This window comes from Bradyrhizobium sp. CIR48 (genome assembly GCF_014198315.1).
In the GTDB taxonomy this organism is placed as follows: Bacteria; Pseudomonadota; Alphaproteobacteria; order Rhizobiales; family Xanthobacteraceae; genus Bradyrhizobium.
This window is the reverse complement of record NZ_JACIHG010000002.1, coordinates 202,015-218,362: the sequence shown is the minus strand read 5'-3', so window position 1 is coordinate 218,362 and position 16,348 is coordinate 202,015. Positions and strand designations below refer to the sequence as shown.

General features: G+C 64.7%; 10 protein-coding genes. 6 read left to right on the top strand and 4 right to left on the bottom strand.

Annotated features, from left to right (window positions below; all coding sequences use genetic code 11):
* Window positions 1–101: 101 nt before the first annotated feature.
* Together GGD66_RS07405 and GGD66_RS07400 are read right to left on the bottom strand one after the other, a co-directional pair.
* Entirely contained in the window at window positions 102–2,033 is a 1,932-nt protein-coding gene (locus GGD66_RS07405; protein ID WP_183257251.1) for a long-chain fatty acid--CoA ligase, read from the bottom strand.
* Window positions 2,030–2,851, bottom strand: a complete 822-nt coding sequence (locus tag GGD66_RS07400) for an ABC transporter ATP-binding protein (RefSeq protein WP_104463664.1) — start codon at window positions 2,849–2,851, stop codon at window positions 2,030–2,032. Before GGD66_RS07400 ends, GGD66_RS07405 begins: the two co-directional genes overlap by 4 nt.
* 337 nt (window positions 2,852–3,188) lie before the next feature.
* Here GGD66_RS07400 and GGD66_RS07395 point away from each other — a divergent pair, with 337 nt between their 5' ends.
* A complete protein-coding gene (locus GGD66_RS07395; RefSeq protein ID WP_018317425.1) occupies window positions 3,189–3,863 on the top strand; it encodes a Crp/Fnr family transcriptional regulator in 675 nt (224 codons plus the stop codon).
* 7 nt (window positions 3,864–3,870) lie between these two features.
* Here the strand turns inward: GGD66_RS07395 and GGD66_RS07390 are convergent, their stop codons facing one another.
* A complete protein-coding gene (locus GGD66_RS07390) occupies window positions 3,871–5,133 on the bottom strand; it encodes an MFS transporter (RefSeq protein WP_183257250.1) in 1,263 nt (420 codons plus the stop codon).
* Between the two features lie 375 nt (window positions 5,134–5,508).
* On the opposite strand from GGD66_RS07390, the gene GGD66_RS07385 reads away from it, so the two are divergent.
* From GGD66_RS07385 to GGD66_RS07370, 4 genes are all read left to right on the top strand, one after another.
* Window positions 5,509–8,643, top strand: a complete 3,135-nt coding sequence (locus GGD66_RS07385) for a CHAT domain-containing tetratricopeptide repeat protein (RefSeq protein ID WP_183257249.1) — start codon at window positions 5,509–5,511, stop codon at window positions 8,641–8,643.
* A gap of 172 nt (window positions 8,644–8,815) precedes the next feature.
* The gene (locus tag GGD66_RS07380; RefSeq protein ID WP_183257248.1) at window positions 8,816–12,133 is read left to right on the top strand and encodes an adenylate/guanylate cyclase domain-containing protein; all 3,318 of its coding nucleotides are present in this window, start codon (window positions 8,816–8,818) and stop codon (window positions 12,131–12,133) included.
* Window positions 12,134–12,154: 21 nt separating this feature from the next.
* The gene (locus tag GGD66_RS07375; protein WP_018317421.1) at window positions 12,155–12,835 is read left to right on the top strand and encodes a redoxin domain-containing protein; all 681 of its coding nucleotides are present in this window, start codon (window positions 12,155–12,157) and stop codon (window positions 12,833–12,835) included.
* A 137-nt stretch (window positions 12,836–12,972) separates the two neighbouring features.
* Window positions 12,973–14,418, top strand: a complete 1,446-nt coding sequence (locus GGD66_RS07370; protein WP_183257247.1) for an adenylate/guanylate cyclase domain-containing protein — start codon at window positions 12,973–12,975, stop codon at window positions 14,416–14,418.
* A 6-nt stretch (window positions 14,419–14,424) separates the two neighbouring features.
* Here GGD66_RS07370 and GGD66_RS07365 read toward each other — a convergent pair whose 3' ends face one another.
* The gene (locus GGD66_RS07365) at window positions 14,425–15,264 is read right to left on the bottom strand and encodes a uroporphyrinogen-III synthase (protein WP_183257246.1); all 840 of its coding nucleotides are present in this window, start codon (window positions 15,262–15,264) and stop codon (window positions 14,425–14,427) included.
* Between the two features lie 175 nt (window positions 15,265–15,439).
* On the opposite strand from GGD66_RS07365, the gene purU reads away from it, so the two are divergent.
* Window positions 15,440–16,303, top strand: a complete 864-nt coding sequence (purU, locus tag GGD66_RS07360) for a formyltetrahydrofolate deformylase (RefSeq protein WP_183257245.1) — start codon at window positions 15,440–15,442, stop codon at window positions 16,301–16,303.
* Window positions 16,304–16,348 lie beyond the last annotated feature (45 nt).

Here is a 16,348-nt window from a genome sequence, read left to right as displayed (position 1 = left end):
GTCATTGCCGGGCTTGACCCGGCAATCCATCGATGCGGAAGGAAGATTGTTCGGAAGAGGATGGATGCGCGGGTCAAGCCCGCGCATGACGACCATTTGTTTCACTCCGCAGCCTCCGCCATGTGCCCGTGCCCGCCGAGGTCCACCACGCGCAGTGTCGTCCGCACGCGCTGGGTGGTGCCGTCCTGGAAGCGGATCACGGTGTCGACGGGGATGTCGGCATCGCCGCGGTAGATGGCATCGATGATGCCCTCGTATTTCTCGTTGATGACGCTGCGGCGCACCTTTCTTGTGCGGGTGAGCTCGCCGTCGTCGGCGTCGAGCTCCTTGTAGAGCAGCAGGAAGCGCGAGATGCGCTGCGCCGGCGGCAGCGTGGCGTTGACGGTCTCAACCTCCTTCTGCAGCAGCGTATAGACCTCCGGCCGCGAGGCGAGATCGCTGTAGGTCGTGAAGGAGAGGCGGTTCTTCTCCGCCCATTTCGAGATGATGGAGTAGCGGATGCAGATCATCGCCGCGAGCGCATCGCGGCCGGCTCCGAGCACCACGGCTTCGGCGATGTAGGGCGAGAACTTCAGCTTGTTCTCGATGAACTGCGGCGAGAAGCGCTCGCCGCGCGAGGTCTCGGCGAGATCCTTGATACGGTCGATGACGACGAGCTGCTGGTTCGCGTTGAAATAGCCGGCGTCGCCCGACAACATCCAGCCGTCCTTGATGTCGGCGACGCTGGCCTCGGGATTCTTGTAGTAGCCGAGGAACATGTTGGGATGCCGCACCACGATCTCGCCGACGCCGTGGACGTCGGCATTGTCGATGCGGATCTCGACTTCGTCGGACATAGGCACGCCCGTGGTGTCGGGATCGACCTTGCCCTCGGGATGCAGCGTATAGGCCCCCAGCAGCTCGGTCTGGCCGTACAGCGTGCGCAGCGGCACGCCCATGGCTTGGAAGAACTTGAAGGTCTCGGGCCCGAGCGCCGCGCCGCCGGTCGCGGCCGAGCGCAGCCGGGTGAAACCGAGGCGATCGCGCAGCGCGCGGAACAGGATGGCGTCGGCAAGGCCCGAGCGCTTGCCTTGTTCGAGCGCGGCGAGGCCGCTCTTCATGCCGACGTCGAACAGGCGCTGCTTGAGAGGCGTCGCGTCCATCACCTTGGCGCGGACGTCGGCGGCGATGGATTCCCAAACCCTTGGGGCAAAGAGCACGAATGTTGGCGCGATCTCGCGCAGATCGTTCATCATCGTGTCGGGCTCTTCGACGAAGTTGATCTTCATCCGGCAGAGCAGGCCTTTGCCGAGCACGTAGACCTGCTCCATGATCCAGGGCAGCGGCAGCACCGAGACGTATTCGTCGTCCGGGCCCTTGGGATCGAAGGCAAGATAGGTCGCGCAGTGGCCGAGCACGCGGCCGGCGGCGAGCATCGCGAGCTTGGGATGGGACGTGGTGCCCGACGTCGTGCAGAGGATCGCGACGTCCTCGCCCTTGGTGGCATCGACCAGTCTGTCGTAGAGCTCCGGCTCACGCGCGGCACGTGCCCGGCCGAGCTCGGCAAACCTCTCCGCCGACATCAGCCTGGGGTCGTCATATTTCCGCATCCCGCGCGGATCGGAATAGATGATGTGCTTCAGCTTGGGCGCGCGGTCGGCGAGGGTGAGCAGCTTGTCGACCTGCTCCTCATCCTCGGCGAAGACGAGCTGCGCCTCGCCATAGTTGAGCAGATAGGAGGCTTCCTCGTCCAGCACGTCGCGATAAAGTCCGAGGCTGAGGCCGCCGATGGCGTGCGTCGCCACTTCCGCCGCCACCCAATCCGGCCGGTTATCGCCGATGATGCCGATGACGTCGCCGCGGCCAAGGCCCATTTCGAGAAGGCCGAGCGCAAAATCGCGCACGCGGGTCTGGTAGTCGCTCCAGGTGAACAGCCGCCAGAGCCCGAGATCCTTCTCGCGGAGCGCGATTTCGTTGCCGTGCTCCTTCGCATTGAGCCGGAGCATCTTCGGATAGGTGTCGGCCTGCGCGACGCGGGCTGCGTAATCCATCATGCCGCGCTCTCCTGCGCGGGTGCAGCGTCATCCGGATCGACCAGCACCTCGTCTTCTTCACCAAGATAGGCCCGCCTGACGTGGGGATCGGCGAGCACCGTCGCCGGATCGCCTTCGGCGATCTTCTTGCCGAAATCCAGCACCATGACGCGGTGGGAGATGTCCATCACCACGCCCATGTCGTGCTCGATCATCACCACCGTCATTCCGAACTCCTCGTTGAGATCGACGATGTAGCGGGCCATGTCCTCCTTCTCCTCGAAGTTCATGCCGGCCATCGGCTCGTCGAGAAGAATGAGACGCGGCTCCAGCGCCATGGCGCGGGCGAGCTCCACGCGCTTGCGCAGGCCGTACGAGAGGGTGCCGGCGGTGGCCTTCCGCACCGACTGGAGGTCGAGGAAGTCGATGATCTCCTCGACCTTGCGGCGGTGCTCGAGCTCCTCCTTGCGCGCGCCGGTGAGCCAGTACAGCGAGCCCGTGAGGAAATTGTTCTTCAGGAGGTGGTGGCGGCCGACCATGATGTTGTCGAGCACGCTCATGTGGTGGAACAGCGCGAGATTCTGGAAGGTTCGGCCGATACCGAGCGAGGCGCGGGCGTTCGGCGTCAGGGCGGTGATGTCGCGGCCCTGGTAGAACAGCTGGCCTTCGGTCGGCTTGTAGCGGCCGGAAATACAGTTCACGATCGAGGTCTTGCCGGCGCCGTTAGGGCCGATGATCGAGAACAGCTCGCCCTCCCTGATGGAAAAGCCGACGTCGGTCAGCGCCCGGACGCCGCCGAATCGCAAGGACACGTCGCGCACTTCAAGACTGGTAGCCACCAAACGAAACCCTCCCGGTGATGGCGCTTTTTAGCGGCGCTCTTCGTCCGTTCCTTCCCAGCGATCCTAGTACGGTGGTGCCGGTGAGGCCATGCAGCAGATGGTCTCGACCGGATCCGCGCCACTCTCGTTCCCGTCAGGGATCAAAAGCCGCATCGTCCGAGGTGGTCCTCAATAGGGGAAAGCGCTATTTTGAAATGTCTCGCGGCTGACAATTCTGCGACAAAGTTTGCCGGGCGGCGGCGGCCTTCATCTTTCGTCGGATGGCGGTTGGAATCATCATGCTGCAATGCAGCAGAAGATGGAGTGACGAAACGGTGCGGCTGGCCGCGAGATCATGATTTCAGAAGATCAACTGAAGCGCGTCGCCGCCTGGTCGCGCGAGCTCACGCAAGCGGAGATCGAGGTCGCGCGCGCCGGAATCACGGAGCGGTCCTACGGCACCGGCGAGACCGTGTTCATGCGCGGTGATATTTTTGGCTACTGGGCCGGCATGGTGGGCGGCCTTGCCCGCATGGGCGGGGTCTCCAGGGACGGCAAGGAGACCAGCCTCGCCGGGCTGACGGCGGGGGCCTGGTTCGGTGAAGGCAGCGTGCTCAAGAACGAGCCGCGCCGCTATGACGTGGTCGCGCTGCGCGACAGCCGCGTCGCGCTGATGGAACGCAGCGCCTTCATGTGGCTGTTCGAGAACAGCGTCGGCTTCAACCGATTTCTGGTGCGCCAGCTCAACGAAAGGCTCGGCCAGTTCATCGGCATGCTCGAGGTCAACCGCACCCTGGATGCCACCGCGCGCCTCGCCCGCAGCATCGCCTCACTGTTCAATCCGATCCTCTATCCGGAATCGACCGCTCATCTGGAGATCACCCAGGAGGAGATCGGTGCGCTCTCCGGCATGTCCCGCCAGAACGCCAACCGCGCGCTGAACCGGCTGGAGAAGGAGGGACTGCTGCGGCTCGAATATGGCGGCGTCACCATCCTCGATATCGAGCGGCTGCGCGGATACGGGGACTGAGGCGACCTCATCGGGCATTGGCGGGCGCGTGCACCGGCCATAGATCGGCGCGCCAGCGGATCGCGATCGCCAGCATGGCGATGAAGCCGGCGGCGGCATAGAGCGAACCCGTCGCGGAATAACCAATGACGTCGATCAGGCTGCCGGCCGCGAGCAATCCGATGGGCAGGCCGTAGATCACCATCATGCGCACGCCCATCACGCGGCCGCGAAGGTGTGCGCTTGCGGTGCGCATAAGGATCACGGCCGCCGAGATCATGGACATGCTCTGGGCGGTGCCGGCGAGCACGAGGCAGGCCATCGCCATCGGCATGGTCCTGATCTCGACGAATACCAGCAGCATGGCGTACCAGGCCAGCGTCGCGCCGATCAGAAGCCGGGCAATGCGCAGTCCGCCGACCAGGCTGAGCGTGATGGAGCCGATCAGCGAGCCGACAGCGAAGCTCGCCGAGAGGTAGCCGAGGCCGGTCTGGTCGGTATGAAAGATCTCCCGGGCGATGTAGGGCAGCAATCCGCCGGTGAACGGGAATGCGGTGAGATTGGCCAGGAAGGCGACGCACAGCGCCGCACGCATTCCCGGACCACTCCAGGCGTAGACGATCCCTTCCTTCAGATCGCCGAGCAGCCGCGAGATGGCATGGCTATTCGCCGGAAGATCGCTCGTGATGACGGCCCTCTTGGGCCGGGTCAGACACAGCATGAGAAGCGCTGCCACGAAGTAAAGACAGGCAATCGCCACGTAAACGAGGCCAATGCCGAGGACGGCGAACAGCCCGGCGCCCGTCAACGCTCCGGCGATGCGGGCGCTGTCCTGGGTCGTGCGCGCAACGCTGATGGCACCCACCAGCTGCTCGGCCGGCATGATCTCGGCGAGCAGCGCGCCGCGGACGCCCAGATCCGAGGGACGAATCAGCCCCATGACCGCAACGATGATCATGACGCTCAGCGGCGACAGATGACCGGTCAGCGCCAGAACCATGATGGTCGACGAGAGCACAGTATAGGCAAGACGCATCGCGACCAGGAGGTCGCGATGACCCATGCGGTCGCCGATCATGCCGAACACCGGCGCGACCAAGGTCCCGACGAACTGGAGCGAGGCAAGCACGGTCAGCAGCAGCACCGAGCCGGTCTCGACCAGGATGTACCAGCCCAGCACCAGCGTCTCGACCTCGAAAGCCCAGGAGGTGAGCAGGTCGGACGGCCATTGGAAGCGATAGTTGCGGATGCGGAATGGCGCGAGCGCCGACGCCCGCGTGGCTGCGCTCAAGACGCGATGACGCGTGTCACGGCGAATCCCTTGCCTTGTTGTTTCTTCTTTCGGATCAGCAACGTAGCGTTGGCGACGCGCGTGTCAATCGGACCCGCCGCATGCTGCCATGCATGGCTGCATCAGCATGGCCGCCCGCGGGCGCGTGACCACCGTACGAATGTCGTCCCCTGGTTTCTGCGATCGGTTCGTCCATGGACGCAGGAGGCGGTCATAGTGTCTTCATCTTGCTGTGGCCCAACAGGTCGCGGGCGCGGGGGGGATCGGAGCGATCGCAGCATGTGGATAGGGTGGCCGAGGTTTGCCGCGCAGTCTTTTTGTTTTGTACTTCTCGTAAGCGTCATGGTCTCGCCGGGGCAGGCGGGGTCGCAAGACATGTTGGCGCTGATGCAGCGCATTACGGCGCTGGCGAAGGAGGGCCGCTCTGGCGAGGCGGTCGGCTTTGCCAGGAAGCTCGTCGTTGAGGCCGAGAAAAGCACGGGGCGACAATCGCCCCTGACCGCGACCACGCTCGTCGTGCTGGGTCAGGCTCTCCAGACGAAAGGCGAGACCGCTGAGGCCGAAAGCGTGCTGAGGCGGGCCCTCGTCATTCGCGAGAAGAGCCTTGGTCCCAATCATCCCGATGTCGCAGCCGTGCTCGCTACGCTGGGCCAGATCGAGCTCGGCCAGAACCGGCTCGGCGATGCCGAGCGCGACATGTCGCGCGCGATCGCCATCGACGAGAGCGTGCTGGGCCCTGACCATCTCACCACGGCGCTGGCGCGGATGCAGCTCGGCAATCTCCGTCACCGCCAGATGAAGGAGACGGAGGCGCTCGATCTGTTCAACCGTGCGCTCGTGGTGTTCAGGAAATCTCCGGAACAGGCTGACATCATGATCCCGGTGACCTTGAACAACATCGCGGAGGTGAACCGGGCGCAAGGGCGGTTGCAGCAGGCCGAGGCGAGTTTTGCCGATGCGCTTGTGCTTCAGGAGAAGCAGCATGGCCCGGACAGCATCTATCTGACGGCGACGCTCAACAATCTCGGCGAGCTCCGGCGGGCGCAGGGACGGCTCCCGGAGGCAGAGCAATTGGCCCGGCGGACTTTAGCCATCAGGGAGAAGGCGCTCGGACCTGATCATCCCGATGTCGCCGCGAGCCTCAACAATCTGGCCCTGGTGTTCTCGCGCGAGGGCCGGGACGCCGAGGCCGAGGGGCTGCTGACCCGCGCGCTCGCGATTCAGGAGAAGGCCGTCGGGATAGCGCATCCGAATGTGGCGACGGCATTGAACAACCTTGCGGAGGCCTGGGCCCATCTCAATCGCAAGCAGGAGGCGGAGCAGCTGTTCCGCAAGTCGCTGGCGATCCGCGAGAAGGCGCTCGGTCCGGCGCATCTGGATGTCGCGATCGCGCTCGACAATCTGGTGACGCTGATGAGCGAGGCCGATCGTTACGCCGAGGCCGAACCGTTCGCGCGCCGGTCGCTTGCGATACGCGAGGCTGCGGTCGGGCATTCTCACCCGCTGGTCGCCAACAGTCTCAACAATCTGGCCGTCATTCTGGACAGCACCGGCCGGCCGCAGGAGGCCGAGCCGCTGCTGAAGCGCGCGCTGGATATCCGCCTTCGCGCTCTCGGCGAGCAGCATCCGGATGTGGCCAACAGCTTCGCCAATCTCGGCGCCCATCATATCGATTTGAAGGATTGGCAGCAGGCCCGCGACGCCTTCGCGCGCGCGGTCGCGATCCAGAACGGCCGCCGCGCCGCCGAGCAGGAGAGCCGCGGCGATGTGAAGGTCCATGAAGAGACCAATCCCTATCCCGGACTGATCGTTGCTGCCTATAATCTCGCGAACGCCAATGCGGGGCAGGCCGGCGCATTGCGATCGCAGGGGTTCGAGGCGGCGCAATGGATCGGTGACGAGCAGGCTGCGCGGGCAATCGCCGGCATGTCGGCCCGCATCGCCGATGGCAGCGGGGATCTCGCCGCGCGCGTCCGCGAGCGGCAGGATCTCGCCGCGCAGGCGGTCGCGACCGACAAGATGCTCGTGGCGGCGATCTCGCAGGCGGATGCTGCGCGCAACCCGGCGGCGGAGCAGGCGCTTCGTGCCCGAGCCTCAACCATCGCAGGTCAAATCCGGGAATTGGATCGCACGATCGCTGCGCAGTTTCCGGACTATGCAGCGCTCGTCACCAAGGCGCCGATTGCGATCGAGGATGCCCAGAAGCAGCTTCGTCCCAACGAGGCGATGTTGCTGTTCACGACGACGTCACGCGCCACCTTCGTCTGGACCGTGACGCGCTCGGACGTGCGCTGGCATTCGGCGGATCTCGGCGAAAAGCAACTCGATGAGGCCGTCGGCGCCTTGCGCTGCGGTCTGGATACGGATGCATGGCTGGACAAGGCGACCACATGTCCGCAGAAGCTCGGCCGCAAGACCCCGCTTGGGGCGGACGAGCCATTGCCGTTCGACCAAGAGCGCGCCTTTGCGCTCTACCAGGCGCTGCTCGGGCCTGTCGCGCGCGACATCGACGGCAAGGAGCTGATCCTGGTGCCGTCAGGCCCGCTTGCGACGCTGCCCTTTCAGGTCTTGCTGACCGAGAAACCGGCTGCCGGCCAGGACCTCGCGAAGGCGTCCTGGCTGGTCAAGCGATTTGCCACCACAGTGCTGCCATCAGTCTCCAGCCTCAAGGCATTGCGGCAGGTCGCACGCAAGAGCGCGGCGTCGAAACCATTTCTCGGCGTCGGCAATCCCGTGCTCGACGGCGATGGCCGCAGCGATGTCGCGATGGCGCGTGCCAAGCTGGCGCGCCAGATCCAGACCTGCGCCGCCCTCCCGACGCAGGCGACCCAGGTCGCACAACGGAGCTTGCGCGCCGTGGACGCGCTGTCGGGCGGCACGGCGGACATCGTCCAGCTCAGGCGGCAGATGCCGCTGCCGGAAACTGCGCTCGAACTTTGCGCGGTGGCCAGCACCTTTGTGCCCGTCAAAGGCGACGTCGCCCTCGCCGGCGACGCCTCCGAGACCAGGATGAAGGCGCTCGGCCAAAGCGGCGATCTCGCGAAATACCGCATCCTGCATTTTGCGACCCATGGCGCGCTTGCGGGGCAGGTGCGTGGATCGATCGAGCCAGGACTCATCCTCAGCCCGCCAGCCGCGCCGACGCCCACCGATGACGGCTATCTCTCGTCGTCGGAGATATCCGGCCTCAAGCTCGATGCCGATTGGGTGATCCTGTCGGCCTGCAACACCGCCGGAGGGCAGGCCGCCAATTCGGAGGCCTTCTCCGGTCTTGCGCGGGCGTTCTTCTATGCCGGCACGCGCGCGCTGCTGGTGTCGCACTGGGCGGTGAACTCGGACGCCGCGGTCGCCATCACCACCGGTACGATCGACGCGATGAAGACGCATCCCGATATTGGCCGCGCCGAGGCGCTGCGTCGCTCGCTCTCGGCACTGATCACCAAGGGCGGCGACAGCGCGCAGCCCGCAACTTGGGCGCCCTTCGTGCTGGTGGGGGCCGGCGCCATGTAGCCGACCAGCGCGCCGGCGCGTGCTGAACCGGGATGAGCGAAGCCGCGCCCGCGGCCGTTAACCATCCACCGCTTGCTCTTCCTGCACGACGAGCCCATGCTTGCCAGGTTGCTGGGCCCATCGGACAGGCCCAGTAGACCGCGTCATCGCGGCTTCCGCGGGGTCTTGACCCATGAACTGCTCTTGCTGCGGATCCGAGGTTCAGAGCGGCTTTGCTTTCTGCCCGAAGTGCGGCACGAAGCAGCCGAACGCGTGCCCCGGCTGCGGCTATGCATGCGCACCGGATTTCGCGTATTGCCCGAAATGCGGTGCCCTCGTCAGTGAGGCTCCCAAAGCCGGGGGACAGGCGCAGCCGAGCCGGCCGACAGCGCCGGTCAGAGCGTCGTCACCGCCGCTGGCGCCGGCGGTCGACGCTCACCAGGCTTTTCGACCGCAGCCGGGCAGGATGGACAACGAAGCCAACCGCCGCACCATTACCGTGCTGTTTGCCGATCTCAGCGGCTTCACCGCGATGAGCGAGCGCCTCGACCCCGAGGTCATGCAGATGCTTCAGAACGAATTGTTCGAGGAGCTGACGGAAGCGGTGCAAGGCTTTGGCGGCTTCGTGGACAAATTCATTGGCGATGCGCTGCTGGCGCTGTTCGGCGCGCCAGCAGCGCACGAGGACGATCCGGAGCGGGCTGTCCGCGCTGCACTCGACATGATCAAGCGGACGGAGCAGCTCAGCGGGCGTGCGAAGGTCTACGCCGGCGCCCCGCTGCAGCTCCACATCGGCATCAATACCGGGCACGTGGTTGCGGGCGGACTGGGTGTCGGCGCTGCCAAGTCCTATTCGGTAACCGGCGACACGGTGAATACCGCGCAGCGATTGCAGTCGATGGCGCCGCCGGACGAAGTGCTGGTCGGGCCGTTGACGCACCGCCTGACGCGGCATGCGTTCTCGTATGAATCGCTCGGAGAGGTCTCGCTCAAGGGCAAGATGGGCAGTGTCCTGGTCCATCGTCTCAAGGGACCGCTCGACATGCCGCGTGCGGCGCGAGGCCTCGACACGCTGGGCCTCAGTGCGCCGCTGATCGGCCGCGACGCCGAGCTTGCCCGCATGATCGGCAGCCTCGATCGCGCGTGCGGCGGTGCGGCGCAACTGGTGCGGCTGGTCGGCGAAGCGGGTATCGGCAAAACGCGCCTGGTGAACGAATTCGTCGCCCGCATCCGCGATGAGGAGCGCTTCGCAGGTGTGGCGATCCGGCAGGCCGCCTGCTCGCCACTCGGCGAACAATCCTACGGCACGCTCGCCGCGGTCCTGCGCAGCGCCTACGGCATCGCGCAGAAGGCCAGCGCCGCGGCGGCTGAGGCCAGGCTGGCTGAGGCGCTGTCGGAGCTTGGCCTTGCGGCCGAAGAGGCAGAGCGGCTGATCCCGCTCTATGTGCATGTTCTTGGCCTCGGCGGCCCCGACGCCGCATTGCAGCACGTCGAGCCGGAACAGCTTCGGCGGCAGATCTTTTTTGCGATCCGGACCGTTTTCGAACGGCGCCTGGCCTTGTCACCGCTTCTGATCATCGTCGAGGATCTGCATTGGGCCGACGCCGTCTCCCTTGAGGCGCTCCGGTTCCTGATGGATCGGCTGGAGCGCACGCGGTTGATGCTAATGTTTACGCACCGGCCAATGCTGGAGCTGGATCAGTTCGGTTCGGGTCGGATCAGCCACACGACCCTTCGATTGCTTCCGCTCGGTGACGCCGACGGACAGAACTTGCTGGCGGCTTATTTCAGTCACGGTTGGCGTGAGCCGCCGGGAAATCTGTTCAGTCGAATCCTGGAGCGCGCGAGCGGCAATCCGCTTTTCCTCGAGGAAATCATCCGCGGTCTCATCGAGGCCGGCGCCTTGGAGCGTGACGGCTCGCAGTGGCGGATAAAGTCGGATGAGGCCGCCGCCGACATCCCGGCAAGCATTCAGGCGCTGTTGCTGGCGCGGCTGGACCGGCTGCCGCATGAGGTGCGCCGGCTGGCCCAGGAGGCAGCGGTGATCGGCCCGCGCTTCGATGCGGCTCTGCTCGGTGCGACGGCAACCGCGCCGGCGAAGGTCGAAGTGGGCCTCGAACTTCTGTGCGACGCCGAGATTGTCGAGGAGGTTGCGGGCGCAAACTCGATCTCGCTGCGATCCTACCGTTTCACGCAGACCATGCTGCAGGACGTGATCTATCAAAACCTGCTGTTGCAGCGGCGGATCGAGCTCCATGGACGGATTGGTGCCGCGCTGGAGCGGCTCTATGGCAGCGAGCCCGAACGGCTCGAGGACCTCATCCTGCTCGGCCATCATTTCAGCCTGAGCGCGCACAAGTCGAAAGGCGCGCGCTATCTGCGCGCGGCCGGCGACCGCGCACGCGCGACCTATGCCAATGCCGATGCCATCCGTCTCTACCAGCAGGCCCTCGCCATGTTGTTGACCGGCGGCGAATGCGTGCCGGAGCGCCTGCTTCTGTACGAGGGGATCGCGGACCTCTGCGCCGCGGCGGGCCGCCGCAACACGGCCGAGGAGCACTACCAGAGCGCGCTGGAGGGGCACCGCGCCGCAGAGGACCGCATTGGCGCAGCGCGAATCCTTCGCAAGCTTGGCAGGTTGTTGTGGGACGCCGGCAAGCGGATCAACGCAGAGAGGCATTACGCCGAGGCGGCTGACCTGCTTGGAGGGACCGATGCGCCGATTGAACGGGCGCACCTCTTGCAGGAGCGTGGCCGTCTCGCGTTTCGCATGGGCGATCACGTGGCCGCCGCGACATGGGCGGACGAGGCGCTTGGCTACGCCCGATCCGTCCCGGCGGACGCGGACGAGCAAGCCGGACTCGAGGCGGCGCGCGCCATTGCCGAGGCTCTCAATACCAAGGCGGTTGCACTGGCACGGCTTGGACGACACCAGGATGCGGTGCGTGAAGTGGAGCAAAGTGTCGCGGCAGCCGAAGCCGCCGGCCTTCTCAATGTGGCCTGCCGCGGCTACACCAATCTCAGCGTGCTCTACACGATCGTTGACCCGGCGCAGGCCATGGAGGTTTGCCGGCGCGGACTGGACGTCGCGCATCGTATTGGCGATCTCGGGTTCCAGGCGCGTCTTCTCGCCAATTTTGCCGTTGCCTGTTGCACCTTCACGGACAAATGCACCGACGAAGGTGTGCCGGCTGCCGAAAAGGCCATCGAGATCGACCGCGCGCTCGATCAGCGCGAGCATCTCCCCGTGCCCCTGATCGTGCTCGGGCAAATCCATCAATGCCATTTCCGGCCCGATCAGGCCGCCCGCTGCTACAATGAGGCCATCAAGGTCGCGAGCGAAACCGGCGAGCCGCAGCAGCTTTTTCCGTGCTATGATGGTCTTGCGACGCTGAACCTTGATCGCGGCGACATGCCCGAGGCCGAGCGGTATTTCGCGCTGGCCGATGACGTCTGCACCAAGCACGGGCTTGATCCCGCCGGACTGATTGTATTGCCATTTCTTGACTAGGTCATGTGAAGGAGTTCAACCATGTCAGAACGTCATGTCGATGGACCGCTGCAACCGGGTGATCGCGCACCGAACATCGTGCTGGACGCCATCACCCGCGAAGGGAAGATCGCGCTCGAGGATTTTCGCGGGCAAAGTCCGATATTGGTCGGCCTGTTTCGAGGCCTGCACTGCCCGTTCTGCCGCCGCCATATCGCGGCCCAGGCGCAGCTTGACGCGGCACTGCGCGACAAGGGCGTCGAAAGTCTGACGGTCGTCAATACGCCGATCGAGCGTGCTCGGCTCTACTTCCGTTATCACCCGTTGCCCAATCTGCTTGCCGCGTCCGATCCCGAGCGGATCTCGCACCGCGCGTTCGGCCTGCCCAATCTGGAATTCACCGAGAAGGAAACCGAGTGGCCGCGCAAGGTGGGCATGGATGTGGTCATGAGCATGCAAGTGGACATTCCCGGAGAATTGCCCGGGCCGATGAATCGTTTGGCGGCCGCCGAGCAGCTCAACAACAAGGATGGCTACGAGATGATGGAGGCCGATCAGCGCATGGCGGCAACCGGCCAGGGTCAGCTATTCGGCCAGTTCCTGCTCGATCGGGAAGGGGTCGTGCGCTGGGCCTTTACAGAAGTTCCGGAAGGCGGCCAGCGCATGTTCGGGATGCCGAGCCCGGGTGAGTTGATGTCGGCAGCCTCGCAGGTGGCGGGCTAGGCATCGTCGCGCGGTTGGCGTGGTGCCCCTGACCGCAGCAGGCACGAGCCGGTGCGCGCGAGGTGCTGCCGCCATTTTCCCGACCACGCCTGCGCATGACGAACGATTAATCCGAGCGCACTTAATCCGAGCGCACAATGACCGACATTCAGGAAAGGCTCCTCGAAAGCAAGATGACCGAGATCGAGCGGGCCCGATCCTGGAGCCCCCGCGTGATCTCCAAGTTCGAAACGCTCATCAGGAGCGGTGACGATCTATCGCTCTACCGCGTCAATCCGCTGGCATTCGCGCGCGACCGCGCCATTGCAGAGCCGGAAAGTATTGACCTGTTTCTCTATGCGACGAGAAGCGGGCTATTCGAGATGAGCTGGGACGTTGTTTGTCCCCAATCCGGCATGGTGCTCGATAGCTTCGGCGCCTTGCGCACGCTCAAGACGCACTATGTTTGTGGTTTGTGCGACGTCACTGGTGAAACCGATCTCGACGACTTCATAGAGGTCACGTTTACGGTATCGCCCCAGCTTCGGCGGCTTCCGTTTCATGATCCTGCCTCCCTCTCGGTCGAGGATTTCCATTGGAAGCTTCGATTTCTGAATGACGCGCGGATACCTGGCCAACAAATTCGATTTCTCGACTACTTGCATGCGTTCGTTCGCGGCCTTTCGTTCTTGCCGCCAGGCTCCGCCACGACAATTCGTTGCGAACTCGGTCCCGGCGCGCTGGCGGGGGTCAATATTCAAACCCAGGCTGCGTTCGCCGTTGCGGTGGCCGGCGAGCCGACAACCTCGCCGACAATCCTGCGAGTTGGATACGATGGGCAGCGCTTTTCCCCCTCGCTGGCCGCCGTGCCGCCCGGCCCCGTCATTGTCGAGGCGGAGAACCGCGGATCTACGCGAGGCTCCCTGCTCCTGATCAACTGGCCGCCTGAGGTTCTGGCTCAAGCGATCAAGCCGCCGCTTGATTTCGATCCCTACATGTCCGGCGGGATGTTGCTCGCGAGACAGACGTTTCGCCGCCTGTTCCGGTCAGAACGCGTGGACGAAAAGGAGGGCCTGGGTATTCGGCAGGTGACCCTGCTGTTCACGGATCTCAAAGGTTCGACCGCCATGTACGAACGGCTCGGCGATCTCAATGCCTATGCGCTGGTCCGCGAACATTTTGCTTTGCTCGGTGCGACCGTTCAGGAACATTCCGGGGCCATCGTCAAGACGATCGGCGATGCGGTCATGGCGGTCTTCTCTCGCCCGACGGACGCGATTTCGGCGGCGCTCCACATACTGGGGGAAATCGAACGTTACAATTCCGACCATGGCGATCCGAGCATCATCCTGAAGATTGGAGCCCATTGCGGCCCCTCCATCGCCGTGACCCTGAACGACAATCTGGATTATTTCGGCCAGACCGTAAATGTTGCCGCGCGTGTCCAGTCGCTGGCGGACGCGGGCGAGATTTGTATCTCGGAGGCGCTGTATTCGGCGCCGGGAGTGAGCGATCTCCTTTCCGGGCATGCAATCGCAGTGTTTGAAGCTCCTCTTCGCGGCGTTGAAGGAAATGCCAGCGTGTATCGTGTCGTGCCCGGGTAGGACCCCTTACGTCCCTTGCCGGGGCAGCTTCTCCGCGAGCGCGACTGCCATCGCCGAGATCAGCGGTCGCATGAAATAGGCGTCTTCCGCGGGCGAGACGTCCGTCCGCAGTCCATGCGCAGCAAGCTCGCCCGAAACCGCCGGGCCCACCGACGCAATCAGCGTCCGGTCGAAGCCGGCGCGCAGCTTCGCCTCGCTGCCATGCGCCTTCGCGGCCTCGATCAGGCGGCGGACCTGGCCGAGATTGGTGAGCGCGACGGCATCGATCCGCCCCGCGGCCATGTCGTCGATGGCGGTGACGATGTTGGCATCTGCTGCCTTGGAATCGTAGGCATAGGGCAGCACGGCATCGACCTCGGCGCCTTGCGCGGCAAGGGCACCGATCAGCGCGCCATGGTCCTTGTCGGGATAGAGCTGAAGGCCAAGGCGCCGGCCCTTCAGGTCGAGCTTGCCCAGCATCTCGATCACGCCCTCGGTGGTCGGCTTCTCCGTGGTCTGCTGCGCCTCGAGGCCGATCTCACGCAGCGCCTTGCCGGGCTTCGGTCCGCGGGTGAATTTTCGCGATCCGGCGAGCGCCGCGACAAACGCGCCGTCGAGCCCACGCGCCCGCGCCAGCTTCATGATCCGCCGAAGGCCTTCGCCGGTCATCAGCACAAGGTTGTCAAGGGGCCTGTCGATGGCGCGGCGGATCCAGGCCTCGACCGGAGCAGGGTCCGGTGCATCCTGGATGGTAAACATCGGGCATTGCACGACCTCGGCGCCTTGCTCGGCCAGAAGCTTCGAGAACTGCGCCTCCTCGCGCGTTTCCAGGATCAGGATGCGGTAGCCGTTCAAGCGCTCGGCCATGGGCGTACTCCGGTTAGTCAAAGCAATCGTCCGTTCATCCTGACTCCGCGCTTCAGGTCGAAGCAAGTCTTGGGATTGGCGCAAGGGGACGTCGGTGATAGAGCAGGGCGCAAATCGCGGGTCGTTCCGCATCATTTGCCCAAACCTTCATCAAGAGCCAAGCCTGTTCATCAACATGCCCGATCATCAATATGTCCTGACCCTGTCCTGTCCGGATCGTCCCGGCATCGTCTCGGCCGTGTCGACGTTCCTCGCCCACAACGGACAGAACATTCTCGATGCTCAGCAGTTCGACGACATCGAGACCAAGAAGTTCTTCATGCGCGTGGTGTTCACCGCGGCCGATCTCGCCGTGGAACTGTCGGCGCTGCAGACTGGCTTTGCTGCGATCGCCGAGCGTTTCGGCATGGACTGGCAGATGCGCGACCGGGCTGCGCATCGCAAGGTGATGCTGCTGGTGTCGAAGTCGGACCACTGCCTGGTCGACATCCTCTATCGCTGGCGCATCGGCGAACTGCCGATGACGCTTGCTGCCATCGTCTCCAACCACCCGCGCGAGGTCTATGGTGGGCTTGATTTCGGCGGCATCCCGTTCCACCATCTGCCCGTGACCAAGGAGACCAAGCGCGAGCAGGAGGCACAGATCCTCGACCTCGTCGCCAAGACCAAGACCGATCTCGTCGTGCTCGCCCGGTACATGCAGATCCTGTCGGATGATCTGTCGGCGCAGCTTTCGGGGCGCTGCATCAACATCCACCACTCGTTCCTGCCGGGCTTCAAGGGCGCCAAGCCCTATCACCAGGCCCATGAGCGCGGCGTCAAGCTGATCGGAGCCACCGCGCATTACGTCACGCGCGACCTCGACGAGGGCCCGATCATCGACCAGGACGTCGAGCGCATCAGCCATCGCGACACGCCGGAGGATCTGGTCCGCAAGGGCCGTGACATCGAGCGCCGCGTGCTGGCCCGCGCGATCCGCTACCATCTCGACGACCGCGTCATCCTCAACGGCCGCAAGACCGTGGTGTTCGTGGATTAGCGAATAGGGAGTGGCGAATAGCGAGTGGAAGCGGGAGAGCGCCTT

Excerpts from the sequence above, each read along its gene's own strand:
- GGD66_RS07375 (WP_018317421.1), top strand. The coding sequence starts at position 12,155 with ATGTCAGAACGTCATGTCGATGGACCGCTGCAACCGGGTGATCGCGCA.
- GGD66_RS07365 (WP_183257246.1), bottom strand. The coding sequence starts at position 15,264 with ATGGCCGAGCGCTTGAACGGCTACCGCATCCTGATCCTGGAAACGCGC.
- purU (WP_183257245.1), top strand. The coding sequence starts at position 15,440 with ATGCCCGATCATCAATATGTCCTGACCCTGTCCTGTCCGGATCGTCCC.
- GGD66_RS07370 (WP_183257247.1), top strand. The coding sequence starts at position 12,973 with ATGACCGACATTCAGGAAAGGCTCCTCGAAAGCAAGATGACCGAGATC.
- GGD66_RS07380 (WP_183257248.1), top strand. The coding sequence starts at position 8,816 with ATGAACTGCTCTTGCTGCGGATCCGAGGTTCAGAGCGGCTTTGCTTTC.
- GGD66_RS07385 (WP_183257249.1), top strand. The coding sequence starts at position 5,509 with ATGTTGGCGCTGATGCAGCGCATTACGGCGCTGGCGAAGGAGGGCCGC.
- GGD66_RS07395 (WP_018317425.1), top strand. The coding sequence starts at position 3,189 with ATGATTTCAGAAGATCAACTGAAGCGCGTCGCCGCCTGGTCGCGCGAG.
- GGD66_RS07405 (WP_183257251.1), bottom strand. The coding sequence starts at position 2,033 with ATGATGGATTACGCAGCCCGCGTCGCGCAGGCCGACACCTATCCGAAG.